At 70.5% G+C, this 23,207-nt stretch carries 24 protein-coding genes; 11 read left to right on the top strand and 13 right to left on the bottom strand.

Annotated features, from left to right (window positions below; translation table 11 throughout):
* Positions 1-2 precede the first annotated feature (2 nt).
* From hemW to O5O54_RS04180, 5 genes are read left to right on the top strand one after another with little or no spacing between them, the layout of a single operon-like run.
* Complete coding sequence (gene hemW / locus O5O54_RS04200; RefSeq protein ID WP_279479187.1) at positions 3-1,199, top strand: radical SAM family heme chaperone HemW; 1,197 nt, start codon at positions 3-5, stop codon at positions 1,197-1,199.
* Positions 1,196-1,537, top strand: a complete 342-nt coding sequence (locus tag O5O54_RS04195) for a YnfA family protein (protein ID WP_279479186.1) — start codon at positions 1,196-1,198, stop codon at positions 1,535-1,537. Before hemW ends, O5O54_RS04195 begins: the two co-directional genes overlap by 4 nt.
* Positions 1,534-2,445, top strand: a complete 912-nt coding sequence (gene rsmI / locus O5O54_RS04190; protein ID WP_279479184.1) for a 16S rRNA (cytidine(1402)-2'-O)-methyltransferase — start codon at positions 1,534-1,536, stop codon at positions 2,443-2,445. The genes O5O54_RS04195 and rsmI overlap by 4 nt, the downstream gene beginning before the upstream one ends.
* Positions 2,442-2,819: a YraN family protein gene (locus O5O54_RS04185; protein ID WP_279479183.1), complete on the top strand. Its 378-nt coding sequence runs from the start codon at positions 2,442-2,444 to the stop codon at positions 2,817-2,819. The genes rsmI and O5O54_RS04185 overlap by 4 nt, the downstream gene beginning before the upstream one ends.
* A 28-nt stretch (positions 2,820-2,847) precedes the next feature.
* Positions 2,848-3,846, top strand: coding sequence for an adenosine kinase (locus O5O54_RS04180; RefSeq protein WP_279479181.1), 999 nt, complete (start codon positions 2,848-2,850; stop codon positions 3,844-3,846).
* A gap of 205 nt (positions 3,847-4,051) precedes the next feature.
* Here the strand turns inward: O5O54_RS04180 and O5O54_RS04175 are convergent, their stop codons facing one another.
* From O5O54_RS04175 to gshB, 3 genes are all read right to left on the bottom strand, one after another.
* Positions 4,052-5,584, bottom strand: a complete 1,533-nt coding sequence (locus O5O54_RS04175; RefSeq protein WP_279479179.1) for a YifB family Mg chelatase-like AAA ATPase — start codon at positions 5,582-5,584, stop codon at positions 4,052-4,054.
* A 144-nt stretch (positions 5,585-5,728) separates the two neighbouring features.
* The gene (locus O5O54_RS04170; RefSeq protein WP_279479177.1) at positions 5,729-6,337 is read right to left on the bottom strand and encodes an SH3 domain-containing protein; all 609 of its coding nucleotides are present in this window, start codon (positions 6,335-6,337) and stop codon (positions 5,729-5,731) included.
* Positions 6,338-6,441: 104 nt separating this feature from the next.
* Positions 6,442-7,380: a glutathione synthase gene (gene gshB, locus O5O54_RS04165; RefSeq protein WP_279479175.1), complete on the bottom strand. Its 939-nt coding sequence runs from the start codon at positions 7,378-7,380 to the stop codon at positions 6,442-6,444.
* Between the two features lie 140 nt (positions 7,381-7,520).
* Here gshB and O5O54_RS04160 point away from each other — a divergent pair, with 140 nt between their 5' ends.
* Complete coding sequence (locus tag O5O54_RS04160) at positions 7,521-8,309, top strand: sulfate transporter family protein (protein ID WP_279479173.1); 789 nt, start codon at positions 7,521-7,523, stop codon at positions 8,307-8,309.
* On the opposite strand, the gene nth (O5O54_RS04155) is transcribed toward O5O54_RS04160, so the two are convergent.
* Positions 8,270-9,097: an endonuclease III gene (gene nth / locus O5O54_RS04155; RefSeq protein ID WP_279479171.1), complete on the bottom strand. Its 828-nt coding sequence runs from the start codon at positions 9,095-9,097 to the stop codon at positions 8,270-8,272. The two genes, O5O54_RS04160 and nth (O5O54_RS04155), sit on opposite strands and share 40 nt — an antisense overlap.
* Before the next feature lie 83 nt (positions 9,098-9,180).
* On the opposite strand from nth (O5O54_RS04155), the gene O5O54_RS04150 reads away from it, so the two are divergent.
* The 4 genes from O5O54_RS04150 to O5O54_RS04135 all read left to right on the top strand — a co-directional run bounded on the left by O5O54_RS04150 (position 9,181) and on the right by O5O54_RS04135 (position 12,219).
* Positions 9,181-9,660, top strand: a complete 480-nt coding sequence (locus O5O54_RS04150) for a DUF2244 domain-containing protein (RefSeq protein WP_279479168.1) — start codon at positions 9,181-9,183, stop codon at positions 9,658-9,660.
* 79 nt (positions 9,661-9,739) lie between these two features.
* A complete protein-coding gene (locus O5O54_RS04145; RefSeq protein WP_279479167.1) occupies positions 9,740-10,648 on the top strand; it encodes a bifunctional helix-turn-helix domain-containing protein/methylated-DNA--[protein]-cysteine S-methyltransferase in 909 nt (302 codons plus the stop codon).
* Positions 10,649-10,718: 70 nt separating this feature from the next.
* Positions 10,719-11,420 (top strand): endonuclease III, encoded by a 702-nt coding sequence (nth, locus tag O5O54_RS04140; protein WP_279479165.1) that lies wholly within the window; start codon positions 10,719-10,721, stop codon positions 11,418-11,420.
* Between the two features lie 403 nt (positions 11,421-11,823).
* Positions 11,824-12,219, top strand: a complete 396-nt coding sequence (locus O5O54_RS04135) for an acyl-CoA thioesterase (protein ID WP_279479163.1) — start codon at positions 11,824-11,826, stop codon at positions 12,217-12,219.
* Positions 12,220-12,388: 169 nt separating this feature from the next.
* Here the strand turns inward: O5O54_RS04135 and O5O54_RS04130 are convergent, their stop codons facing one another.
* A complete protein-coding gene (locus O5O54_RS04130; protein ID WP_279479162.1) occupies positions 12,389-14,692 on the bottom strand; it encodes a Tex family protein in 2,304 nt (767 codons plus the stop codon).
* A gap of 183 nt (positions 14,693-14,875) precedes the next feature.
* Here O5O54_RS04130 and gstA point away from each other — a divergent pair, with 183 nt between their 5' ends.
* A complete protein-coding gene (gstA, locus tag O5O54_RS04125) occupies positions 14,876-15,484 on the top strand; it encodes a glutathione transferase GstA (protein WP_279479160.1) in 609 nt (202 codons plus the stop codon).
* On the opposite strand, the gene O5O54_RS04120 is transcribed toward gstA, so the two are convergent.
* The 8 genes from O5O54_RS04120 to cysT all read right to left on the bottom strand — a co-directional run bounded on the left by O5O54_RS04120 (position 15,485) and on the right by cysT (position 23,190).
* On the bottom strand, positions 15,485-16,486 hold the full coding sequence (locus O5O54_RS04120; RefSeq protein WP_279479158.1) for a 4-hydroxyproline epimerase: 1,002 nt from the start codon (positions 16,484-16,486) through the stop codon (positions 15,485-15,487).
* An 8-nt stretch (positions 16,487-16,494) separates the two neighbouring features.
* Positions 16,495-17,745 carry an FAD-binding oxidoreductase gene (locus tag O5O54_RS04115; RefSeq protein WP_279479155.1) on the bottom strand — a complete coding sequence of 417 codons (1,251 nt, stop codon included), beginning with the start codon at positions 17,743-17,745 and terminating at the stop codon, positions 16,495-16,497.
* A gap of 24 nt (positions 17,746-17,769) precedes the next feature.
* Positions 17,770-18,732, bottom strand: a complete 963-nt coding sequence (locus tag O5O54_RS04110; protein ID WP_279479153.1) for a dihydrodipicolinate synthase family protein — start codon at positions 18,730-18,732, stop codon at positions 17,770-17,772.
* 76 nt (positions 18,733-18,808) lie between these two features.
* The gene (locus O5O54_RS04105) at positions 18,809-19,534 is read right to left on the bottom strand and encodes a GntR family transcriptional regulator (RefSeq protein ID WP_279479150.1); all 726 of its coding nucleotides are present in this window, start codon (positions 19,532-19,534) and stop codon (positions 18,809-18,811) included.
* A gap of 70 nt (positions 19,535-19,604) precedes the next feature.
* On the bottom strand, positions 19,605-20,279 hold the full coding sequence (locus tag O5O54_RS04100) for a DUF7002 family protein (protein ID WP_279479148.1): 675 nt from the start codon (positions 20,277-20,279) through the stop codon (positions 19,605-19,607).
* A gap of 82 nt (positions 20,280-20,361) precedes the next feature.
* The gene (locus tag O5O54_RS04095) at positions 20,362-21,390 is read right to left on the bottom strand and encodes a sulfate/molybdate ABC transporter ATP-binding protein (protein WP_279479146.1); all 1,029 of its coding nucleotides are present in this window, start codon (positions 21,388-21,390) and stop codon (positions 20,362-20,364) included.
* Between the two features lie 17 nt (positions 21,391-21,407).
* Complete coding sequence (cysW, locus tag O5O54_RS04090; protein ID WP_407061658.1) at positions 21,408-22,313, bottom strand: sulfate ABC transporter permease subunit CysW; 906 nt, start codon at positions 22,311-22,313, stop codon at positions 21,408-21,410.
* Complete coding sequence (gene cysT, locus O5O54_RS04085; protein WP_279479142.1) at positions 22,297-23,190, bottom strand: sulfate ABC transporter permease subunit CysT; 894 nt, start codon at positions 23,188-23,190, stop codon at positions 22,297-22,299. Before cysT ends, cysW begins: the two co-directional genes overlap by 17 nt.
* Positions 23,191-23,207: the final 17 nt, after the last annotated feature.

The raw sequence follows: 23,207 nt of genomic DNA, 5'->3' as shown, positions 1-23,207 counted from the left end.
CCATGGCCCTGCGCTCCCTGTCGGCGATCCGACCGTTCACGCCGCCGGCAGGCGACCCCGGCTTCGGCGTCTATGTCCATTGGCCCTTCTGCGCGGCCAAGTGCCCCTATTGCGACTTCAACAGCCACGTACGCCATGAACCGGTGGACCAGGCGCGCTTCGTCGCCGCCTTCCGCCGCGAGATCGCGTCGCAGGCCAGGCGCACCCGAGGCGAGACCGTCACCTCCATCTTTCTCGGCGGCGGCACGCCGAGCCTGATGGAGCCCGCGACGGTGGCGGCGATCCTCGATGCGGTCTCGGCCAACTGGACGGTCGCGGACGGCGCCGAGATCACGCTGGAAGCCAACCCCTCTTCCGTCGAGGCGGACCGTTTCCGCGGCTACCGGGCGGCAGGCGTCAACCGCGTCTCCCTCGGCGTCCAGGCCCTGAACGATCAGGACCTCAAGCGGCTCGGGCGGCTCCACGACGTCACCCAGGCGCTGGGCGCGATCGCGCTCGCGCGCGAAATCTTCCCGCGCCTGTCCTTCGACCTCATCTACGCCCGCCCCGGCCAGAGCGTCGAAGCCTGGGAGGCCGAGCTGGCCCAGGCGATCGGCCTCGCCGCCGACCACCTGTCGCTCTACCAGCTCACCATCGAGGAAGGCACCGCCTTCCACGCGCTCCACAAGGCGGGCAAGCTGCTCGTTCCCGATGGCGAGCTGTCGGCCGAGCTCTACGAGGCGACGCAGGCGGTGACGGAGGCCAACGGCCTGCCCGCCTACGAGATTTCCAACCATGCGGTGCCGGGCGCGGAATCGCGTCACAACCTCACCTACTGGCGCTACGGCCACTATGCCGGCGTCGGCCCGGGCGCGCACGCCCGCCTGCCGGGACTGGAGGACGGCGAGCGCCATGCCGTCTCCAACGAGAAGCATCCCGAGACCTGGCTGCGCATGGTCGAGGACTGGGACGAGGGGTCCGTCGAGGACGTTCCGCTCGAGCCGCAGGAACAGGCGGACGAACTGATGCTGATGGGCCTGCGCCTCGCCGAGGGCATGGACCTGCAACGCTGGCGCGAACTGTCGGGCCGCGACATCGACGCCGAGACGGTGCGCGAACTGACCGGCCACGGCATGATCCAGCGCCTCGGCCCCGACCGCATCCGCGCCACCCCGACCGGCATGCTGGTGCTCGACGCCGTGGTGGCGGATCTCGCTTGACCGCCCTTCCCACCTCCACCCTCGTAGTCTACGCGCTCGCCGCGCTGGCGGAGATCGCGGGATGCTTCGCGGTCTGGGCCGTCATCAAGCTCGACGCCTCGCGCTGGTGGCTCCTCCCCGGCCTCGCCTCGCTCGCGCTCTTCGCCTACGCGCTGACGCTGGTGGAAGCGGAGTTCGCCGGGCGCGCCTATGCCGCCTATGGCGGGGTCTACATCCTCGCCTCGCTCCTCTGGATGTGGGGCGCGGAAGGCGCGCGGCCGGACGGGTACGATCTCGCAGGGGCGGCGCTCTGCCTCCTTGGCGCCGGCGTGATCCTGTGGGCTCCGAGGGCGGCATGAACGACGAGGCGGAAACCCCGGTCGAGGGAGGACGCACGGGCTATACGCTACGAGGCACCGCCTTTCCGGCGCCGCGCCCGGAGCCGGCGCTCTATCTCGTCGCCACGCCGATCGGAAACCTTTCCGACATCACGCTGCGGGCGCTGGAGACCATCGCCGGAGCGGATGTCCTCGCCTGCGAGGACACGCGCCAGACCGGCAAGCTCCTCCAGCGCTACGGCATCCGCCGCCGAGCCTGGTCCTATCACGAGCACTCCGCCGAGAGCGCCGACGAGGCGCTTCTGGCCGAACTCGAAGCGGGACGCTCGGTGGCGCTCGTCTCCGACGCGGGCACGCCGCTCGTCTCCGACCCCGGCTACCGGCTCGGGCGCGCGGCCATCACGCGCGGTCTCCCGGTCGTTCCCATCCCGGGCGCCTCGGCCCCGCTCGCCGCCCTCCTCGCCTCGGGTCTTCCCTCCGACGCCTTCTTCTTCGCCGGCTTCCTGCCCGCCAAGGAAAGCGGGCGTCGCGCCCGTCTCGAAGCGCTGGCCCGCATTCCCGGCACGCTCCTGTTCTTCGAGGCGCCGCACCGGATCGCCGAGAGCCTTGCCGACATGGCTGACGTCCTCGGGTCTCGCCCCGCCGCCGTCTGCCGCGAACTGACCAAGGCCTTCGAGACCATCTATCGCGCCCCCCTGCCCGATCTCGCCGCCGAGTTCGCGGCCATGGAACGCGTGCGCGGCGAGATCGTCGTCTGCGTCGGCGGCCCGGCGGACGAAGCCGGCGAAGCGCCGGCCGACGTCGACGCCATCCTCCTCGGCCTGCTGGCCGAGATGAAGCCGGCCAAGGCGGCCCAGGAGGCGGTGAAGCTCACCGGCCTGTCGCGGCGCGACCTCTATCAGCGCGCCCTGGCGCTGAAAGCCGAATGACGGCGCCCGACCGCCTCGCCGAGCGCCGCGCGCGTTTTGCCAAGGGCCATCGCGGCGAATGGCTGGCGGCCTGGGCCCTGCGGCTCAAGGGGTATCGCATCCTCGCCCAGCGCCACCGCACGAAGCTCGGAGAGATCGACCTCGTGGCCCGGCGCGGCGACACGGTCGCGATCGTCGAGGTGAAGGCCCGCGCCACGCTGGAAGCCGCGATGGAGGCCGTGACGCCCGCCGCGCAGGCCCGCATCACCCGCGCCGCCGAACTCTGGCTCGGACAGCAGCGCGACCACGCCCGCCTCTCGCTCCGCTTCGACATCGTCGCCGTCCTGCCGCGCCGCTGGCCGGTGCATATTCCCAATGCTTGGGTCTCCGCCTGACCGCTCCCAACACAAGGTCCCGTCCCGCATGGCCGAATACGACCTCCTGACGATCGGCAACGCCATCGTCGACATCATCTCGCGCACCGACGACGCCTTTCTCCGCGAGGCCGGCATCGAGAAGGGCGCCATGACGCTGATCGATGCCGCGCGCGCCGAGGAACTCTACGCCAGGATGGGTCCCGCCACGGAGATGTCGGGCGGCAGCGCCGGCAACACGGTCGCCGGCCTTGTCTCGCTCGGCGGCACCGGCGCCTATTTCGGCAAAGTGTCGGACGACCAGCTCGGCCGCATCTTCGCCCACGACATCCGCTCGCTCGGCATCCGCTACGAGACGAAGCCGCTCGGCGGCACGCCGCCCACCGCCCGCTCCATGATCCTCGTCACGCCCGATGGCGAGCGGTCGATGAACACCTATCTCGGCGCCTGCGTCGAGCTGTCGCCGGACGACGTCGTGCCCGAGATCGTGGCCAGCTCCCGCGTCACCTATTTCGAGGGCTACCTTTGGGATCCGCCCCGCGCCAAGGACGCCATCCTCCAGGCCGCGAAGATCGCGCACGACGCCGGCCGCGAGGTCGCCATGACGCTCTCCGACAGCTTCTGCGTCCACCGCTACCGCGCCGAATTCCTCGACCTCATGCGGTCCGGCACCGTCGACATCGTCTTCGCCAACGAAGCCGAAGCCCTCGCCCTCTACCAGACCGAGGTCCTCGAAGAGGCGCTCCACCATTTCGGCCAGGACGCCCGGCGCCTTGCCGTCGTCACCCGCGGCCCCGACGGCTGCGTCGTCGTGGAAGGCGCGAACGCCCAGGCCTTCCCCGCCACCCTCGTCCCCGATGTCGTCGACACGACCGGCGCTGGAGACCTCTTCGCCTCCGGCTTCCTGCGCGGCTACACCGCCGGCCTCGGCCACGAAACCTCCGCCCGCCTCGGCGCCATCGCCGCCGGCCACATCATCGCGCAAGTCGGCCCCCGCCCGCAGACGCCGCTCGCCGCGCTGCCGGAGGTCCGGGCGATCCTGGGATAGGGGCGGCTAGATAATGGGGCTGCCGCCCCAAACCCCGCCAGGGGAAATGATTTCCCCTGGACCCCTCATCTGTTGAGAGATGTCCGAAATCCGGGAGGGCCAGCGGCTCTCCCGGATTTCGGAAACCTGCCAATAGAAAAGAAGGGTTCGGGAATTCCTTCCCGAGCGGGGACCGGGGCGGCAGCCCCGCAATCCCGGCCGCGCCCTACCCCGCGACCGCCGGCCGCTCGGTGGCGACGCGGTAGCTGATGGCTTCGGCGAGGTGGGGGCGGCCGACGGTGTCGGAGCCGGCGAGGTCGGCGAGGGTTCGGGCGACCTTCAGGATGCGGTGGTAGGCGCGGGCGGAGAAGGCCATGCGCTCGGCGGCCTCGCGCAGGAGCTTTGCGGCGGCCGCGTCCGGGGCGGCGACGCGCTCGACGAGCGACGCGGAGCAATGGGCGTTGAGGGTGGTCGCGGGCAGGCCGAGCGCCTCAAAGCGGGCGGCCTGGATGCGACGCGCGGCTTCGACGCGGGCGCGCACGACTTCGGAAGGCTCGGAGGGCGCGGCCGTCAGGAGGTCGGCGGCGGAAACGGCGGGCACGTCGATGCGGATGTCGATGCGGTCGAGGAGCGGGCCGGAGATGCGCGCCTGGTAGTCGCTGGCGCAGCGCGGGCCGCGGGCGCAGGTGTGGCCGGGCTCGCCGGCCATGCCGCAGCGGCAGGGATTCATGGCGGCGACGAGCTGGAAGCGGGCGGGATAGGTGACGCGGTAGTTGGCGCGGGCGATGACGCTTTCCCCGCTCTCGATCGGCTGGCGCAGGGAATCGAGAACGGCGGGCGAGAATTCGGGAAGCTCGTCGAGGAAGAGCACGCCGCGATGGCTGAGCGACACCTCGCCCGGCCGGGTGCGCTGGCCGCCGCCGACCATGGCTGCCATGGAGGCGGAGTGATGAGGCGCGCGGAACGGGCGGCGGTCGGACAGGCGCCCATCCGAGAGCTCGCCGGCGATGGAAGCGATGCGCGAGACGTCGAGAATCTCGGCCGGCACCAGCGGCGGCAGGATGGAGGGCAGGCGCCCGGCCAGCATCGACTTGCCGGAACCCGGCGGCCCGCACATCAGCATGTTGTGGCCGCCGGCGGCCGCGACTTCGAGCGCGCGGCGGGCCGCCGCCTGGCCGCGGATGTCGGCCATGTCGGGCAGGTCGGAGGCGGCCACCCGCACGGCGGGCTCGGGCCGGCCGAGCACCTGCGTGCCGCGGAAGTGGTTGGCGATCTGGATCAGGCTGCGGGCGGCGACGATGGGCATGTCGACGCTGGCCCAGGCGGCCTCCGGGCCGCCGGCTTCCGGACAGATCAGGCCGAGCGAATTCTCGTGCGCGGTCATGGCGGCCGGCAGGACGCCGGCGACCGGCGAGACCGTGCCGCCGAGCGAGAGCTCGCCGAGCACGAGATAGTCGGCGAGCCGGTCGGCCGGCAGGGCGCCGAGCGCCGCCATCAGGCCGAGGGCGATGGGGAGATCGTAGTGCGAGCCTTCCTTGGGCAGGTCGGCGGGCGCGAGGTTGACCGTCACGCGCTTGGGCGGCATCGCGAGGCCGGAGGCGTGGAGCGCGGCCTGCACCCGCTCGCGGCTTTCCGCCACCGCCTTGTCGGCGAGGCCGACGATCTGCATGCCCATCTTGCCGGGCGCGACCATCACCTCGACATCGACCGGAATGGCGTCGACGCCCTGGAAGGCCACGGTCCTGACGCGTGAGATCATGCTGGCTCGGCCCCCGGCGGCGCCAGACGATGGACATGCCGCCGGGGAACGCTAATCCGAAGCCGCTTTCGGCGCAAGAACAGGAAGGGAACGGTCAGACCGTCGCTGCCACGAGAAAGGGCGGCTTTCGCCGCCCCCGTTCGCTCAATAGTCCCGGTCGTAGCCGTCGTCCTCCGACTCGAAGGGCCGGACGTCGGTGCGCTGCCAGCGGGGCCGGCCGTCTTCGTAGCGGTCGCGCCGATCTTCCCAACGCTCGCGACGCTCCTCGCGGCGCTCTTCCCAGCGACGCTCGTCGCGGCGGGCGTCGCGCCAGTCGCGGCGCGGCGGGGGCCGGTCGAAGATGCGCGGGCCGTAGATGCCGTCCCAGCGCTGGCGCTCGCGATAGAAGGGGCGGTCCCGATAGTGCCGGTCCCAGTAATTGCCGAAGGAGTAGGTGATGACGGGCGCGCCGAGATAGCGGACGGAGCGCTCGCCGGTGTAGCGCGTGCCGCCGCGCACGAAGGCGAGGTAGTTCGACGACATCCAGCCGCGCTGGCCGTAGAAGTCGACGTCGCACCAGGAGCGGTTGGCGAGGCACCCGTAGACGCGCACGTCCTCGCCCCCGCGCACGACGTTGACCGGCGGATAGGCGGTGGAGGGGCCGGCGCGCAGGTTGACGTTGGTGGTGGCGATGGCGGTCGCGGCCTGCGCGACGCCCGGCAGGGCCAGGGCGCCGAGAAGGAGGGCGGTCTTCAGAAGGGAAAGTCGGGGCATGGGAGCCGTCCGGTCAAAGGGCTTCGATGGGGTGCATTCAAGCACGGCCGGGGCGAACGGTTCCCGAACGCCTCATTCATCCGGCGTTCAGGAACCGGGTCCGGTCAGCGCTTGGCCTCGACCGCGTCCCAATAGAGGGCGGCGATGTCGGCGCCGCCGAAGCGCTTGACCTCGCGGATGCCCGTCGGGGACGTCACGTTGATCTCGGTGAGATAGTCGCCGATCACGTCGATCCCGACGAAGACCTGGCCGCGTTCCTTCAGCGTCGGGCCGATGCGCGCGCAGATCTCGCGCTCGCGCTCGGTCAGCTCCGTCGGCTCGGCGCGCCCGCCGACATGCATGTTGGAGCGGGCGTCCGTCTCGGACGGCACGCGGTTGATCGCGCCGACCGGCTCGCCGTCGATCAGGATCACGCGCTTGTCGCCCTTCCTCACGTCCTTCAGGTAGCGCTGGACGATGAAGGGCTCGCGGAAGAGAAGCGCGAAGGTCTCCATGAAGGAGGAGAGGTTGCGGTCCTCGCGGGTCAGGTGGAAGACGCCCGCGCCGCCGTTGCCGTAGAGCGGCTTCATGACGATCTCGCCGAACTCGGCGCGGAAGGCCGCCACTTCCTGCGGGTCCTTGGTGATGATCGTCTCCGGCATCAGGTCGGCGAACTCGGTGACGAAGATCTTCTCCGGCATGTTGCGCACCCAGGCCGGGTCGTTGACAACCAGGGTCTTCGGGTGGACGCGCTCCAGGATGTGGGTCGAGGTGATGTAGTTCATGTCGAAGGGCGGGTCCTGGCGCAGGAGCACCACGTCCATGTCGGCGAGGTCGACCTTCTCCTGCGCCCCGAGGATGAAGTGCTTGCCCTGCTCCTCCACGAGGTTGAGCGTCTCGACGCGGGCCGTGGCGCGCCCGTCCCGGAGCGACAGGCGGTCGGGCGTGTAGTGGAAGAGCCGGTGCCCCCGCCGCTCGGCCTCCAGGCACAGGGCGAAGGTCGAATCGCCCTTGATGGTGATTCCCGACACGTGGTCCATCTGGACCGCGACCTTGAGCGACATGGGGCTTCCTCGGCTGGAAAGGGCGTCTCCTGCGGCGAGGTAGCGGGGAAGCGGCGCCAAGTCCACTTGCGACGCGCCATTGCTGGCGTGGGCCGGCCGTCCCATCTCCTTCGTCGAGACCCACGAGGAGCCGCCCCACGATGATCCTGGCCTCGGCCGCCCGCGCCCTGCGCGATCTCTTCTCCCCGCCCTTCCGGGCCGCGCTCTGGAAGTCGCTCGGCCTCACCGCCGTGGTGCTGGTGGCGCTGTGGTTCGCCGTGCGGTGGCTGTTCGAGACCGTCGCGATCCCCTTCTTCGCGCAGTTCTCGCCGGACATGCCGACCTGGGTCGACAATGCCGGTACCTTCGCGGGCTGGGCGGCGGGCGTCGCGTTGGCCTTCCTCCTCGCCTTCCTGATCGCCCCGGTCTCGGCGGTGATCGCGGGCCTCTTCCTCGATGACGTGGCCGAAGTGGTGGAGCGGGACGACTATCCCGGTCAGGCGGTCGGCCGCGCCCTGCCGCTCGGGCGCTCGATCGTCCTGTCAGTGAAGTTCTTCGGCGTGGTGATCCTCGGCAACCTCCTCGCCTTCGCGCTGCTTCTCGTGCCCGTGGTCAATTTCGGCGCCTTCTTCGTCATCAACGGCTATCTCCTCGGGCGCGAATATTTCGAGTTCGCAGCGCTCCGCTACCGCTCGGAGGAGGAGGTGCGCGCGCTTCGGAGCCGGTATGGCGGCACGGTCTTCGCCGCCGGCCTGCTGCTCGCCGCCTTTCTCGCCATCCCGATCCTCAACCTTCTGACGCCGCTCTTTGCCGCAGCGCTGATGGTGCATCTCCACCAGCGTGTGTCGCAGCGCGAGGGCGGGCTGCCGATCGCGGTGGCGACGGCGGAGACGATCGACGGCGTTCCCGCTCAGCCGCCCGGACGCTTCGCCCCCGGCGGCAGGGGCTGAGGCCCCGGCGGAGCGTCGGGCAGGGCGACGAGCGGCGCGGGCGTGCCGCACCACTTCTCGTCGGCCTTGCAGAGGTCGGCGATGATGCAGACGGCGCAGTCGGGCTTTCGCGCCTTGCACACGAAGCGTCCGTGCAGGATCAGCCAGTGATGGGCATGGCGCAGGAAGCCCTCGGGGATGATCTTCAGGAAGCCCTGTTCCACCGCCTCCGGCGTCTTGCCCGGCGCGATCTTGATGCGGTTGCCGATCCTAAGGATATGCGTGTCGACCGCCAGCGTCTCCTCTCCGAACGCCGTGTTCATGATGACGTTGGCGGTCTTGCGCCCGACGCCCGGCAGGGCTTCCAGCGCCGCCCGGTCGCGCGGCACCTGCCCGCCGTGCTCGTCCCTCAGGATTTCCGACAGGCGCTGGACGTTCTTCGCCTTGGTGCGGAAGAAGCCGACCGTCTTGATCGCCTCGCGGATCTCGTCCTCCCCGAGCGCCGCCATGGCCTCCGGCGTCGAGGCCCGCGCGAAGAGGCCGCGCGTCGCCCGGTTGACGCCGGCATCGGTCATCTGCGCCGAGAGCACCACGGCGACCAGCAGCGTGAACGTGTTGACGTGCTCGAGCTCGGAGGTCGGATGCGCGCGCTGCACGGCGAAGCGGCGGAAGATCTCAGCCACCTCCTCCGCCGTATAGGGGATCTTCGGCGCCTTGGCCTTCGCCTTGGCACGAACCGCCTTGGCGACCGGCGCGGCCTTTCCGGCCCCGGCGGTGGCGCGCTTGGTCGCAGGCGCTTTTTCCGCCATGATCCTCACCCAGATAATCCATCGCGCGGCCCCGGCGGCCGCCCCCTCTTTGGAACGGATCCAGCCTGCGAGGCAAGACGCGGATGAGTGACGGCCCCGAGCGCACCGTCTTCCATGCCCTCCTGACGCCCTACCGCTCCCTGGGCAAGCGCGGCTTCACGGTGACCATGCTCCTGTTCGGGGGCTTGAGCCTCATATCAGGCGCGGTGTTCCTGTCGCACGGCGCCTGGCCGGTGGTCGGCTTCTTCGGGCTCGACGTCCTTCTCCTCTGGATCGCGCTCCGGGCGAGCTTCCGTTCGGCGCAGGCGAGCGAGGAGGTGCGCGTGTCGCGCACGGAGTTGACCATCCGCAAGACCTCGGCGCGCGGCGCCGTGCAGGAGGCCCGCTACAATCCGTTCTGGACCCGCTTCCTGGTGCGCCGGCATGAACTCGCGGGCGTCACCCACATGGCGGTGGCCGGCGAAGGCCGCCAGACCGAGATCGGTTCGTTCCTCAACCCGGAGGACCGGGAAAGCTTCGCCGAGGCCTTCGGGCGGGCGCTTGCCGAGGCCAAGCGCGGCTAGGGCACCGTCGGGAAAACGGGTGGCGGGCGGGCCGGCGAAGGTCCAAGTTCGGATCGACGCATTCTCGCGGAGCGATCCGATGACCCTTCACGCCCCCTGCCCCGTCCCGGCCGAACCGCTGGACGGCCTCGCCGAGGTCCCGCCGCCGTCCGACTACCCGCTGGTGCGCGCGGCGATCGAGTTCATCTCGGCGGAATATCGCAGCCAGCCATCGCTGGAGGCGGTCGCCGAAGCCTGCGGCGTCACGCCCCAGCGCCTGGAGGCCGCCTGCCGTCGCTGGGCGGGCCTGAGCCCAAAAGCCTTCCTGCAGGCCGTCACCATCGACCACGCGCGCCGGCTCCTGGCCGACGGGCTGCCGCTCCTCGACACGGCGCTGGAGGTCGGCCTTTCCGGCCCCTCGCGCCTCCACGATCTCTTCGTCAAGCACGAGGCGATGAGCCCCGGCCTCCACAAGGCGCGCGGTGCGGGTTTGGCTCTGACCTACGGCTTTGCCGAGACCCCCTTCGGCCGGGCGCTCGCCGTCTGGACGGAACAGGGGCTGGCGGGCCTCGCCTTTTCCGACGAGGACCGCGGCGGCGACGCCCATGCGCTGGCCGACCTCCTCGGCCGCTGGCCGCAGGCGACGACCAGCCGAAGCGACGAGGGCGCCGCCCGCCGTCTCGCCCGCGTCTTCCGCCCGGAGGAATGGGGCGCCGGCGCGCCCCTTCGCATCGTCCTCATCGGAACCGATTTCGAGGTCCGCGTCTGGGAGCGGCTTCTCGCCATCCCCTTCGGCGGGGCGCACACCTATTCCGGCATTGCCGCCGAGATGGGCGTGCCGAAGGCCTCGCGCGCGGTCGGCGCCGCCGTCGGGCGCAACCCGATCTCCTTCGTGGTGCCGTGCCACCGCGTGGTCGGCAAGTCCGGCGCTCTGACCGGCTACCATTGGGGCCTGACGCGCAAGCGCGCGATGCTGGGCTGGGAGTTCGCGATGGGCGGCGCGCGCTGATCGCCGCAGCCCGGGAACTCCGGCAGCCGGCAAAGCGTCCTCGCTTCGGTTTCAGGCGAGGACAGCCATCATGGACGCGAGAGTGGAAAGGACGGGAGGGCACGGCGCCTTGAGCGCGGCCGAGCGCGAGGAGGCCTTTCGCCGCCTGCGCGACCACATGCCGGGCCGCACGAAGACTGCGAAAGGCCCGAAGGACCAGCCCGACCCGTTCCGCTCGGTCGTGTCCTGCCTCCTTTCCGCCCAGAGCCGCGACGTCAACACGGCGGCCGCGACCAAGGCGCTCTTTGCGCTGGCGAAGACGCCCGACGCGATGCTGGCCCTCTCCGAGGAGGAGATCGCCCGGGCGATCAAGCCCTGCGGCCTCTACAACATGAAAGCGAAGAGCATCCGCCGTCTCTGCGCCGCGCTGATCGAGGAGCACGGCCGCATCGTGCCGCAGACGCGCGAAGGGCTGATGAGCCTGCCGGGCATCGGGCGCAAGTGCGCCGACATCGTCATGAGCTTCACCTTCGACCGGGACGTGATCGCCGTCGACACCCATGTCTTCCGCGTCTGCAACCGGACGGGCATCACCGACGAGCGCACCGCCGACAAGACCGCCGCCGCGCTGGAGCGCGACGTTCCCGACTGGGCGCGGCGCGACGGCCATTTCTGGCTGATCCAGTTCGGCAAGAGCGTCTGCCTGTCGCGCCGCCCGCGCTGCGAGACCTGCTTCCTCGCCGACCTCTGCCGCTGGTTCGCGGCAGCGCGCGAGGAAGCGCCGGCTTCATGATCCCCCGCCTCGTCGGCGGCTTCCTCGACCACTTCCATGACCATGTGGCCGAGGTGCCGGCGACGTCGGGCAGGGTCGAGATCAGCTCGCCGGAGACGCGGCGGCGGCGAGGGATGACGCGGGGCGCGAAGATCGAGGGGATCGTCGAAGCCTCCCCCATCATGTGGCACTCCTCGACACTGCGCGGATCCTTCTCGCGCCCGCGTCGAAGCTCCCTGATGCCTCCTCGTGGATTTGCCGTCGGCAGCGCGCGAGCCCGACGAGCATCGGCCGACAGCGAGCGGAGTGGCGAACATCGAACAGGCGAGGTAGAGAGCCAAGACTGGAACCAGCGCCCGCCCTCCCGCCGGGAACGGCAGGAGCGGCCGCCTTCTCATCGCACCTGCCGGAGCCGCCGACGCCCATGTCCGAAGAGCCCGCCTCCGCCCCCGCGCGCGTTCCGACCATCCGGACGATCGCCATGCCCGCCGACACCAATCCGGCGGGCGACATCTTCGGGGGCTGGCTTCTGGCGCAGATGGACCTTGCCGCGGGCACGGCCGCCGCGCGCCGGGCACGCGGCCGCTGCGCCACGATCGCCATCGAGGCGATGCGTTTCCTCCGGCCGGTCTATGTCGGCGACGAGGTCAGCCTCTATGCCCGGATCGACCATGTCGGGCGCACCTCCATGCGCATCGAGGTCGAGGCCTGGCGGCGCAGCCGCGAGGGCGAGGAGATCGAGCAGGTGACGCAAGGGGTCTTCACCTTCGTCGCCATCGACCGCGACCGCAAGCCGCGCGCGATCGAGGCCGAGGACTAAGAGACTGTTTCGAAAGTCCGCCGGGTCGGCTCGACGGGTCTTTCGGCCGTCCACTTCGTTGCCAATCCTCGCCGATGCCGCCGGCATCGACTGCGTTTTGCGCCTCGCGGAACTACCGAAATCCCGCGCCGATCCTCCGCCGGGAACTTCCAAAACAGTCTCTAAACGCCTACTTCCGCTTCATCGCCGCCGACAGCGCCGCGCCGAAGGCCCCCTGCCCCGCCGGCTCGGGCTTCGGGGCCGGAGCCTTGGCCGGGCGGGCCGGCTCCCGGCCTCCGCCGCGCCCCTCAGCCGCGTCCGGCATCTCGCGGCGCATGGTGAGCGAGATGCGCTTGCGCCTCACGTCCACCTCGACGACGCGCACCTGCACCACCTGTCCCGTCTTCACCACCTCGGCCGGATCCTTCACGAAGCGGTCGGCGAGCTGCGAGACGTGGACGAGGCCGTCCTGGTGGACGCCGATGTCCACGAAGGCGCCGAAGGCAGCGACGTTGGTGACGGTGCCCTCGAGGCTCATGCCGGGCTTCAGGTCGGTGATCGCATGGACCCCTTCGGCAAAAGCCGCCGTGCGGAAGGCGGGGCGCGGGTCGCGGCCGGGCTTTTCCAGCTCGGCGATGATATCCTTCACCGTCGGCAGGCCGAAGCCGTCGCCGACGAACGTCTGCGGGTCGAGCGATTTCAGGGCGGCCGGGTCGCGCATCACGGCCGCGACGTCCTTGCCCGCGGCCGCCACGATCCGGCGCGCCACCGGATAGGCCTCCGGATGGACGGCCGAGGCATCGAGCGGTTCCGCCCCGCCCGAAATGCGCAGGAAGCCGGCGCACTGCTCGAAGGCCTTCGGCCCGAGGCGCGGCACGTCGAGGAGCTTGCGGCGTGTCCTGAACGGCCCTTGCGCGTCGCGATGGGCGACGATCGCTTCCGCCAGCGACGGCCCGAGCCCGGCGACGCGCGAGAGCAGCGCGGCCGAGGCCATGTTGAGATCGACGCCCACCGCGTTCACCGCGTCCTCCACCACGGCGTCGAGCGCCTTGGACAGGCGCCCCTGGTCGACGTCGTGCTGGTACTGGCCGACGCCGATCGCCTTCGGATCGACCTTGATCAGTTCGGACAGGGGGTCCTGCAGCCGGCGCGCGATGGACACGGCGCCGCGGATCGACACGTCGACGTCCGGCATCTCCTTCGACGCCAGCTCGGAGGCCGAATAGACCGAGGCGCCCGCTTCGCTCACCACCGCCTTCACCGGCTTTCTGCCCGGCAGCGCCTTGATGACCTCGGCGGCCAGCGCCTCCGTCTCGCGGCTCGCGGTGCCGTTGCCGATGGCCACAAGCTCCACGTCATGGCGGGCGATCATCTGGGCGAGCTTGGCCATGGCGCCGGCCACGTCGTTCCTCGGCTGGAACGGATAGACGGTGGCGTGGTCCACCAGCCGGCCCGTGGCATCGACCACGGCGACCTTGACGCCGGTGCGCACGCCAGGATCGAGGCCCATCGTCGCCTTGGCCCCGGCGGGGGCGGCCAGGAGAAGGTCCTTGAGATTGCGCGAGAAGACGCGGATCGCCTCGCCGTCCGCGCCCTCCTTCAGGGTGCCCATCATCTCCGTGGTGAGGCTGGGCTTCAGCTTCTGCCGCCAGGCCCAGCGCGCGACGCCCATGAGCCAGGCGTCGGCCGCCGAGCCGCCGGCGGTCTTCACGCCGGAATGGCGGGCCACCATCGCCTCGACCGGCTTGACGGTTCCCGGGTCGTCGGCATCCACCTCGACGTCGAGGGTGACGACGCCCTCCTTCTCGGCGCGCAGCAGCGCCAGGACGCGGTGGCTCGGCGCCTTCGCCCAGGCTTCGGCATGGTCGAAATAGTCGGAGAACTTGGCGCCGGCTTCCTCCTTGCCCGCCACGACACGGGCGCGAAGCTGCGCCTTGGCGACGAGATGACGACGGATCTCGCCGACAAGGGCGGGATTTTCCGCCATGCCCTCGGCCACGATATCGCGCGCGCCCTCCAGCGCGGCCTTCACGTCGGGCACTTCGGCGGTGAGAAATTCGGCGGCGAGCGCGGCCGGATCGACCCGGCGGTCGGCAAGGATGCGCTCGGCGAGCGGCCCGAGGCCCTTTTCCCGCGCGGCATCCGCCCGGTTGCGGCGCTTGGGCCGGAAGGGGAGATAGAGGTCCTCCAGCGCCACGCGGGTCGAGGCACCGAGGATCGCCCGCTCGATCTCGCCCGTCAGCTTGCCCTGCTCGCGCACGGATTTCAGCACCGCCGCGCGGCGCGCCTCCAGCTCGCGCAGATAGGCGAGGCGCGTCTCCAGCGTGCGCAGCTGCGCGTCGTCGAGCCCGCCGGTCGCCTCCTTGCGGTAGCGCGCGATGAAGGGCACCGTCGCGCCGCCATCGAGCAGCGCCACCGCTGCGGCGACCTGAGGGCCGCGGGCGCCGATCTCGCCGGCGATGGTCGTCTCGATGGCGCTTTGCGTGGTGGTCATGTCGCTTGTCTTCCCTCGGGGATCGTCCGGCGGCCCGCTCATAGCATCCGCAGGCCGCCCGCTCACCTGCCCTATCATCACGGCGCCTTCGCGGCGTGAACGCTGCGTCGCCGGGGCGGGAGGCTGCATGCGGCCCTCGCCCGTGGCAAGAGGGCCGCCGAACGCAACGGGAGACTCGAAGCCATGAAGCTCTACTACAAGTCCGGCGCCTGCTCGCTCGCGCCCCACATCGTCGCCCGCGAGGCCGATCTGCCGGTCGATCTCGTATCGGTCGATCTGGCAAAGAAGACGCTCGAGGACGGCGGCGACTTCTTCGCGGTGAACCCCAACGGCTACGTTCCCGCGCTCGACATCGGCGAAGGGCCGGTGCTCACCGAGGCCTCGGTGGTCGTCCAGTACCTTGCCGACCGGAAGCCTGAGACCGGTCTGATGCCGGCGCCCGGCACGACGGAGCGCTACCGCGTCCAGCAATGGCTCGCCTTCGTGGCGACGGAGCTGCACAAGGGGTTCAGCCCGCTGTTCAAGCCGAACACGCCCGACGCCACCAAGGACATCCAGAAGGAGTTCCTCGCCAAGCGTTTCGCCTTCGTGGACAAGGCGCTGGAGGGCCGGACCTATCTCACCGGCGAGACCTTCACGGCAGCCGACGCCTACGCCTTCACCGTCCTCAACTGGGCCGGGGTCATGAAGCTCGACATGGCGGCCTTCCCCAACATCGCCCGCTTCATGGCCGCCGTGAAGGCCCGGCCCGCGGTGCAGCAGGCCCTGCGCGAAGAGGGCCTCGCCGCCTGATCAGACCACGACGAAACCGTGGGCAAACGGGTCCCGGTCGTCGATGAAAATCGTGTTGATGCCGGTCTGGCGAGCCCAGCCGGCGATCGACGGCACGATCGCGGGGCGGCCGGCGACGGCGGCCGCCGCCTCCACCCGTCCCCGGAACAGGGAGCCGATGATGCTCTCGTGGACGAAGTCGTCGCCGACCTTGAGCTTGCCCTTGGCGGCGAGCTGCGCCATGCGCGCCGAGGTGCCGGTGCCGCAGGGGGAGCGGTCGATCGCCTTGTCGCCGTAGAAGACGGCGTTGCGCGCGTGCGCCTCCGCGTTCCGCGGCGCGCCGGTCCAGAGGATGTGGCTGAGGCCCCGGATCGCGGGGTGCTCGGGATGGACGAACTCGTATTTCTCGTTGAGCGCCCGGCGCAGCCTCGGCGAGAAGCCGATCAGCTCGCCCGCCGTGAAGTCCGCCATGTCGCGGAAGGCCTTCTGCGGCTCGACGATGGCGTAGAAGTTGCCGCCATAGGCGACATCCACCACCACCTCGCCGAGGCCCTCGACCTCGGCCGTCAGCCCTTCCGAATGGAGGAAGCCCGGCACGTTGCGAAGGCGCACCTCCTCCACGAAGCGCCCCTCTTGGGCGTAGGTGACGTCCACCCGGCCGGCCGGGGCGTCGACGGCGAGCCGGCCCGCCTCGCGCGGCGTGACGAGCCCGTTCTCGATCGCCATGGTCACGGTGCCGATGAGGCCATGGCCGCACATCGGAAGGCAGCCCGACGTCTCGATGAAGAGAACGCCGACGTCGCAGTCCTCGCGCGTCGGCGGATAGAGGATCGAGCCCGACATCATGTCGTGGCCGCGCGGCTCGAACATCAGCCCGGTGCGGATCCAGTCGTATTCCGCCAGGAAATGCGCCCGCTTCTCCAGCATGGTCGCGCCCTGGAGCACCGGCCCGCCGCCGGAGACGAGCCGAACCGGATTGCCGCAGGTATGGCCGTCGAGGCAGGAGAAGGTGTGGTTTGCCATGGGGGCCTTCAAGCGAAGCGCTGGGCGGAGAAGGGGGCGAGATCGACCGGCGGGGGGCGATCGGTGAGGAGGTCGGCGACGATCCGCGCGGTGCCGGCGGCTTGCGTGAGGCCGAGATGGCCGTGGCCGAAGGCATGCACGATACGCCGGCTGCCGCGCGAGAAGCCGATGGCGGGGAGCGAATCGGGCAAAGACGGACGAAAGCCCATCCACTGCCGGCCACCTGAGATGTCGAGGTCCGGCAGGAAGCGCTTCGCCTTGGCGAGCATGGCCTCCGAGCGCTTGAAGTTCGGCTTGAGACGCAGGCCACCGAGTTCCACCGCGCCGCCGACGCGGATGCCGGTCTCCAGCCGCGTGACGACGAAGCCGTGGCCGCCGAATGTGACCTGCGTGCGCAGGTCGAAGGCGCCGGAGGGAAGCGTCGTGTTGTAGCCACGCTCGGTCTCCAGCGGAATGCGCTCGCCGATCGTGGCGGCGATCTCGTGCGAGAAGGCGCCGGCCGCGATGACGACCTCGGCGGCACGGCGCGGGCCGGCGCCCGCATCGATCGTGACGCCCGACGCATCCGGAAGAAGCGCGCGGACCTCGGCCACGTCGATCGATCCACCGTTCGCGCGGAACCGCTCCGCCAGCGCCAGGACATAGAGCTTCGGGTCGGCGATGGAGAACCAGCCGGGCGTGAAGGTGCCGCGCACGAAGCGCTCTGCGAGGCCGGGCTGGACGGAGGCCATCTCGGCCGCGCTCATGTGGCGGAACGCGATGCCGTGGCGCTCGCGCGCGTCCCAGCCGGGCAGCGACGCCCGCCACTCCGCCTCGCTCTCATAGACTTCGAGATTGCCCTCCCGGCGCAGCATGAGCGAGGTGCCCGTGGCGGCGAGGAAGGGCTCGAGCTCGGCCTTGGAAAGGTCCATCAGCGCGATCTGCGCGGCGGTCGCTGCCTCGACGCGCGAGGGAGAGCAGGCCTGCGCGACCCTGAGCATCCAGGGCGCGATGCGAAAGGCGTAGGGCAGCGGCACGGACAGCGGCCCAAGAGGGTCGAGCAGCCAGCGCGGGGCCTTGCGCATCAGGCCCGGCGAGGCGAGCGGCAGGATGTCGGTGAAGGCGAAGGCCCCGGCGTTTCCGGCCGAAGCGCCCGCCGCCGGCCCTTCGCGATCCAGCACCGCCACGCGGCGACCGCGCGCCTGGAGCGCGAGCGCCGCCGAGAGGCCGACGACGCCGGCCCCGATCACGATCACGTCCGGCTGGGATTCCGCATCCATGGCGGAGTTCTGCCAAGCCGCCGGTCAGGCCGCAAGGCGCGGCGCGTGGGACGCGGTCTTCGACCAGTTCGCGTACCAGGCGTCGAAGAGCTTGAGCTGCGCCTCGGCATAGCCGCGCTGCGAGTCCGACAGGACGTCGCCTTCATTGAACTGGAGCGTGAACTCCGCGTGGCCTTTCAGCACCATGAGGTGCTTGAAGTAGAGGACGAGGTCCGGCCCTTCGTCGAAGGAGGACAGGACGGCGAGCGCGCTCTCCAGCTCCAACGCCTCTGCACGCGCGGCGGCGTCGCCCCGGGCGGCGGCTTCCGACAGGGTGCAGAGGTGCAGGACCTCGCGCGGCAGGACGTTGCCGATGCCCGTGATCGCGCCGGTCGCGCCGCAATTGACGAAGCCGTGGACGACCGCCGTGTCGACGCCGACCATCAGGGTCACGTCGTCGTCGCGGCTGGTGATGTGCTCGGCGGCGTAGCGCAGGTCGTCCGGCCCGCCGAACTCCTTGAAGCCGACGAGGTTGGGATGCTCGGCGCGGATGGCGAAGAAGAGGTCGGCCTTGGTGGAATAGCCGTAGTACGGGCTGTTGTAGATCACGGCCGGCAGGGCGGGCGCGGCCGCGAGGACGGCCTTGAAATGCGCCTTCTGCGCGGCCGGCACCGTGCCCCGCGACAGGAGGCGGGGAATGACCATCAGCCCCTTGGCGCCGACCTTGGCGGCATGCGCGGCATGGGCGACGGCCGAGGCCGTGTTGACCGCCCCGGTGCCGACGATCACCGGCACGCCCGCCTTCACCAGGCGCTCGACGCCCTCCATGCGCTGCGCGTCGGTCAGGAGCGGCCAGTCGCCCATCGAACCGCAATAGACCACGGCCGACATGCCCTCGGCGATCAGGCGCTGGCCGGTCGCGACCAGGGCGTCGAAGTCCGGCGTGCGATCGGGCTTGCACGGGGTCATGAGGGCGGGGATCACGCCGGAAAAGACGGAAGAGGTCATCGCAGGGCTCCCAAGGGTTCGGGCCGGCGCGACAGCTCGGTATCGCGCCTCATGACCCTTCGTAGCATCTTGTATTTTATTTGTCGACAGAAACGCGTTCCAACGGCATCGAGAGGTCGGAGCGCCGTTTCATCAGGCGGTCGATCTGCTCCACGATCTGCTCGGCATGGATCGCCGCCAGGCGGTCGGCCCCGGCCACGTCGCGCGCGGCGACGGCCGCGATCAGGTCCTCGTGCTCGTCCACGAAGCGCGGCGGCAGGCGGTCGTCGTAGGATTCGTAGTAGAGGCGCAGCAGCCGGCGGCCGTCGTTGAGCAGGCGGTCGAAAAGACCTGCGAAATAGGGATTCCGCCCCGCTTCGGCGATGGCCGAATGGAAGGCGGCGTTGGTCGCGATCATGCCGAGCGCGTCCTGCGCGGCGACGGCGGCCGCGAACTCGGCCTGGGCCGCGCGGATGGTCGCTATGTCGCCGGGCCGGTGGTGCTCGGCGGCCAGCCGTGTCGTCACCCGGTACATCAGCACCAGGGCGTCGAAGAAGGGCGGCAGGGCGGCGGCGTCGAGCGAGGAGACGAGGGTCGAGCGGTTGGGCAGCGCCGTCACCAGCCCCTCCCCCTGGAGGCGCACCAGCGCCTCGCGGATCGGCGTTCGCGACAGGCCGAAGCGCTCGGCGAGCGCCACCTCGTCCACCGGACTTCCGGGCGCGAGATCGAGACTCAGGATCTCGTCGCGCAACTGCTCGTAGACGAGCCGCGCCCCCGAGCCGCGCCGGCGCTCCGGGATCAAGGGTTCGTCGGCATCGCTCATGGGCGCTCCTGCACGGCCGGGCTTTCGGGAGCTTTAGGGGGACGAGGCTGGGAAGACCAGCCCGGACCGCTCAGCCTGCCGTCCAGAGCGTTTCGATCTCCTCCGCGCCCCGCATGCGCACGACGCGGCGCGCATGGCGGGCGATGTCCGGCACGCCCGGCGAAACGGCGAGTTCCACGACCCGCTCGCCGCGCGGTCGCTTCGCCCGCCATTCGGCATAGGGGTAGTCGTCGATCGGCAGGAAGGTGGCGCGTCCGCGCGGCGCGGCGCGGCGCTGGGCGAAGCCCGAATTGATCGGGCAGAGCGTGATCCGGTCGCGATGGGCCGCGACCAGGGAGGCAGTGTCGGCCTCGATCACGTCATGCGCCTCGCGGCGATAGGACCCGGCGTTCAGCATCTTCAGGAGACGAGACGGCGTCAGCGAGAAGAAGGCCCGCGCGTTGAGGAGCGCGTACCAGTCGGAAGGCGTCAGGCCGTCCTCCAGGCAGGCGGCGAGGCTCCGGTCGCTCAACGGCTTCTGGTCGCGGATCACGGCGCGGCCGAGCCGGGGATGGCGGATGTCGACGGATGCCGGGCGCCGCGCCTCGATGGCGCGCCGGGTCTCGCCTGTCACCTCGAAGAGATCGAGAAGCGCGCTCGTGCCCCAGAGCCCGTTCCGCCGGATGGACGGCCAGGAGCCCTCGGCCGCCATATGGTAGAGGACCGGGCAGTCCCGGATCAGCTCGGCGAGCTCGTCCTCGCTCAATCGCACCCCTTTCGCCGGATAGGCGGAAGATGGGACCGAGCCGCCGAGCGCTGCAGGCGGCGCGGTGTCGCGCCGCCGTTCGTCAGGCGAAGAGCTGCCAGCGCTTCGGGACGACCGTGATCGGCGTGCCGGTCTCGCTCGGCGCGTGGGCGGGCAGTTCCACCTCGATGCGGCGTGCGGGCTCGGCGAGATTGAACTCGGCCATGCGCGCGCCGCCGACGCGCCGGGTCAGCGCGATCCGGCCGGACAGGCCCTGGCTGCCGTCCGGCAGCACCTCGAAGTCGTGCGGGCGCACGAACATGCGGAACGAGCCGTCCCGTTCCTCGGTGCGCCCGAGCGGCACGCCGGCAAAGGCGATCTCGCCGCCGCGCACCTCGACCGGCAGTTCGTTGGACTGGCCGATGAAGGAGAAGACGAAGGGGCTCTGCGGCCGGTCGTAGATGTCGTCGGCCGAGCCGACCTGCTCGATCCGGCCCTGGCTCATGACGACGACCCGGTCGGCGAGTTCGACTGCCTCGTCCTGGTCGTGGGTCACGAAGACCGTGGTGTGGCCGGTGCGGTCGTGCAGCTCGCGCAGCCAGCGGCGGAGATCCTTGCGCACCTTGGCGTCGAGCGCGCCGAAGGGCTCGTCGAGAAGGAGGACTTTGGGCTCGATGGCGAGCGCGCGGGCGAGCGCCACGCGCTGGCGCTGGCCGCCCGAGAGCTGCATGGGATAGCGCTTTCCGAGTTCGGGAAGCTGGACGAGGTCGAGGAGCTCCTGCGTCCGGCGCTTGATCTCGGCCCCCGAAGGGCGGCTCCCGCGCTCGCGCACCGACAGGCCGAAGCCGATATTGTCGGCCACCGTCATGTGTTTGAAGAGCGCGTAGTGCTGGAACACGAAGCCGACGTTTCGCTCCTGCACGCTCTTCTCCGAGGCGTCCTCGTCGCCGAAAAGGATCTGGCCCGAGGTCGGAAATTCCAGTCCGGCGATCAGCCGGAGCAGCGTGGTTTTCCCCGAGCCCGACGGCCCGAGCAGCGCGATCAGCTCGCCCGAGCGGATGTCGAGCGACACGTCGTGGAGCGCCGGGAAGCGGTCGAATTCCTTGCGGATGTTGCGGACGCCGATCTTCATGAAGTCAGTTCCATAGCTCAGTGGCCGCCGCGGCTGGCCTTGATGTCGCCGGCATAGCGCCATTCGAGGAAGGTCTTGAGGCAGAGGGTGACGAGGGCGAGGAGCGCGAGCAGCGTTGCCACCGCGAAGGCTGCCGAGAAGGCATACTCGTTGTAGAGGATCTCGACATGGAGCGGCATCGTGTTGGTCTCGCCGCGGATCTTGCCGGAGATCACCGCGACCGCCCCGAACTCGCCCATGGCGCGCGCGTTGCACAGGAGCACGCCGTAGAGGAGCGCCCATTTCACGTTGGGCAGCGTTACGCGCCGAAAGGTCTGCCAGCCGTTGGCCCCCAGCGAGATCGCCGCCTCCTCGTCGCCCGTACCCTGCTCCTGCATGAGCGGGATCAGCTCGCGCGCCACGAAGGGGAGCGTGACGAAGACGGTGGCGAGCACGATGCCCGGCAGCGCGAAGACGATGGGAATGCCCGTCGCCTGCACCAGCCAGTGGAAATAGCCCTGCGCGCCGAACAGAAGCACGAAGACGAGGCCCGCGATCACCGGCGAGACGGAGAAGGGCAGGTCGATCAGCGTGGTGAGCAGCGTCTTGCCGGTGAATTCGAACTTGGCGATGGCCCAGGCGGCGCAGAGGCCGAAGACGAGGTTCACCGGCACCGCGATGGCGGCGACGGTCAGCGTCAAGCGGATGGCGGCCAGCGCGTCGGGGTCGGTGATCGCTTGGGCGAAGGCGGCGACGCCCCCGCGCAGCGCCTCGACGAAGACGGCGACCAGCGGCAGGAACAGGACCAGCGCCAGGAACAGCATGGCCACCGCGATCAGCGTCCACTTGACGGCGGGGCTCTCGTCCGTCGGCGAGGGCCGTCGGCGGCGCGCGGACTCGGTCACGGCCGGCGCGGGCAAGGTGGTCTCAAGCGCCAAGGCCATATCTCCGCCGGCTCCAGGTCTGAACGAGGTTGATGAGGAGGAGGATGGCGAAGGAGATGACGAGCATCAGCGCCGCGACGGCCGTGGCGCCGGCGTAGTTGAACTCCTCCAGCCGGATCACGATCAGGAGCGGCGCGATCTCCGAGACGTAGGGAATGTTGCCGGCGATGAAGATCACCGAGCCGTATTCGCCGATGGAGCGGGCGAGGGCGAGAGCGAAGCCCGTCAGGAGCGCCGGCGTCACGGTCGGCAGCACGACGCGGAACACGGTCTGGAAGCGGTTGGCGCCGAGCGTCGCCGCGGCCTGTTCGAGCTCCGAATCCATCTCCTCTAGCACCGGCTGCACCGTGCGCACCACGAAGGGCAGCGAGACGAAGGTCAGCGCCACCACGACGCCGAGCGGCGAATAGGCGATGCGCAGCCCCCCCTCGCCAAAGAGCGGCGCGAGGAGTCCGCCCGGCGCGAAGTGCTGGCCGATCCAGCCGTTGGGCGCATAGAGCGCGGTCAGCGCGATGCCGGCGACGGCGGTCGGCAGCGCGAAAGGCAGGTCGATCGCCGCGTCCACCAGACGCTTGCCGGGAAAGCGGTAGCGCACGAGCACCCAGGCGAGGAGCAGGCCGAAGACGGCGTTGATCAGGGCTGAGACAAGGGACGCGCCGAAGGAGAGCGTGAGCGCGGAGACGACCCGCCGATCCGTAGCGAGCACCAGGAAGTCGGACCAGCCGAGCCCGGCGGCCCGCACGGCCAGCGCCGCCAGCGGCAGGAGCACGATGAGGCTGAGATAGGCGAGCGTCACGCCCATGGAAAGGCCGAAGCCCGGCACGACGCTCGGTTGGCGAATACGGAAGGCCGGGGGGCCGGCGGTTGTCGAAGCCATGCGGAACCTTGTCGGGA

This window comes from Aureimonas sp. SK2 (genome assembly GCF_029813115.1).
Lineage (GTDB): Bacteria > Pseudomonadota > Alphaproteobacteria > Rhizobiales > Rhizobiaceae > Aureimonas.
Note: the sequence above shows the minus strand (reverse complement) of the source record. Positions and strands in the feature narration are given on the sequence as shown.

Coding starts and splice junctions, on each gene's coding strand:
- gstA (WP_279479160.1), top strand. CDS start 14,876: ATGAAGCTCTACTACAAGTCCGGCGCCTGCTCGCTCGCGCCCCACATC.
- rsmI (WP_279479184.1), top strand. CDS start 1,534: ATGAACGACGAGGCGGAAACCCCGGTCGAGGGAGGACGCACGGGCTAT.
- O5O54_RS04175 (WP_279479179.1), bottom strand. CDS start 5,584: ATGATCTCACGCGTCAGGACCGTGGCCTTCCAGGGCGTCGACGCCATT.
- nth (WP_279479171.1), bottom strand. CDS start 9,097: ATGGCGGAAAAAGCGCCTGCGACCAAGCGCGCCACCGCCGGGGCCGGA.
- nth (WP_279479165.1), top strand. CDS start 10,719: ATGGACGCGAGAGTGGAAAGGACGGGAGGGCACGGCGCCTTGAGCGCG.
- cysW (WP_407061658.1), bottom strand. CDS start 22,313: ATGGCCTTGGCGCTTGAGACCACCTTGCCCGCGCCGGCCGTGACCGAG.
- O5O54_RS04120 (WP_279479158.1), bottom strand. CDS start 16,486: ATGGCAAACCACACCTTCTCCTGCCTCGACGGCCATACCTGCGGCAAT.
- O5O54_RS04185 (WP_279479183.1), top strand. CDS start 2,442: ATGACGGCGCCCGACCGCCTCGCCGAGCGCCGCGCGCGTTTTGCCAAG.
- O5O54_RS04135 (WP_279479163.1), top strand. CDS start 11,824: ATGTCCGAAGAGCCCGCCTCCGCCCCCGCGCGCGTTCCGACCATCCGG.
- cysT (WP_279479142.1), bottom strand. CDS start 23,190: ATGGCTTCGACAACCGCCGGCCCCCCGGCCTTCCGTATTCGCCAACCG.
- O5O54_RS04145 (WP_279479167.1), top strand. CDS start 9,740: ATGACCCTTCACGCCCCCTGCCCCGTCCCGGCCGAACCGCTGGACGGC.
- O5O54_RS04115 (WP_279479155.1), bottom strand. CDS start 17,745: ATGGATGCGGAATCCCAGCCGGACGTGATCGTGATCGGGGCCGGCGTC.
- O5O54_RS04105 (WP_279479150.1), bottom strand. CDS start 19,534: ATGAGCGATGCCGACGAACCCTTGATCCCGGAGCGCCGGCGCGGCTCG.
- O5O54_RS04180 (WP_279479181.1), top strand. CDS start 2,848: ATGGCCGAATACGACCTCCTGACGATCGGCAACGCCATCGTCGACATC.
- O5O54_RS04160 (WP_279479173.1), top strand. CDS start 7,521: ATGATCCTGGCCTCGGCCGCCCGCGCCCTGCGCGATCTCTTCTCCCCG.
- O5O54_RS04095 (WP_279479146.1), bottom strand. CDS start 21,390: ATGAAGATCGGCGTCCGCAACATCCGCAAGGAATTCGACCGCTTCCCG.
- hemW (WP_279479187.1), top strand. CDS start 3: ATGGCCCTGCGCTCCCTGTCGGCGATCCGACCGTTCACGCCGCCGGCA.
- gshB (WP_279479175.1), bottom strand. CDS start 7,380: ATGTCGCTCAAGGTCGCGGTCCAGATGGACCACGTGTCGGGAATCACC.
- O5O54_RS04110 (WP_279479153.1), bottom strand. CDS start 18,732: ATGACCTCTTCCGTCTTTTCCGGCGTGATCCCCGCCCTCATGACCCCG.
- O5O54_RS04150 (WP_279479168.1), top strand. CDS start 9,181: ATGAGTGACGGCCCCGAGCGCACCGTCTTCCATGCCCTCCTGACGCCC.
- O5O54_RS04170 (WP_279479177.1), bottom strand. CDS start 6,337: ATGCCCCGACTTTCCCTTCTGAAGACCGCCCTCCTTCTCGGCGCCCTG.
- O5O54_RS04130 (WP_279479162.1), bottom strand. CDS start 14,692: ATGACCACCACGCAAAGCGCCATCGAGACGACCATCGCCGGCGAGATC.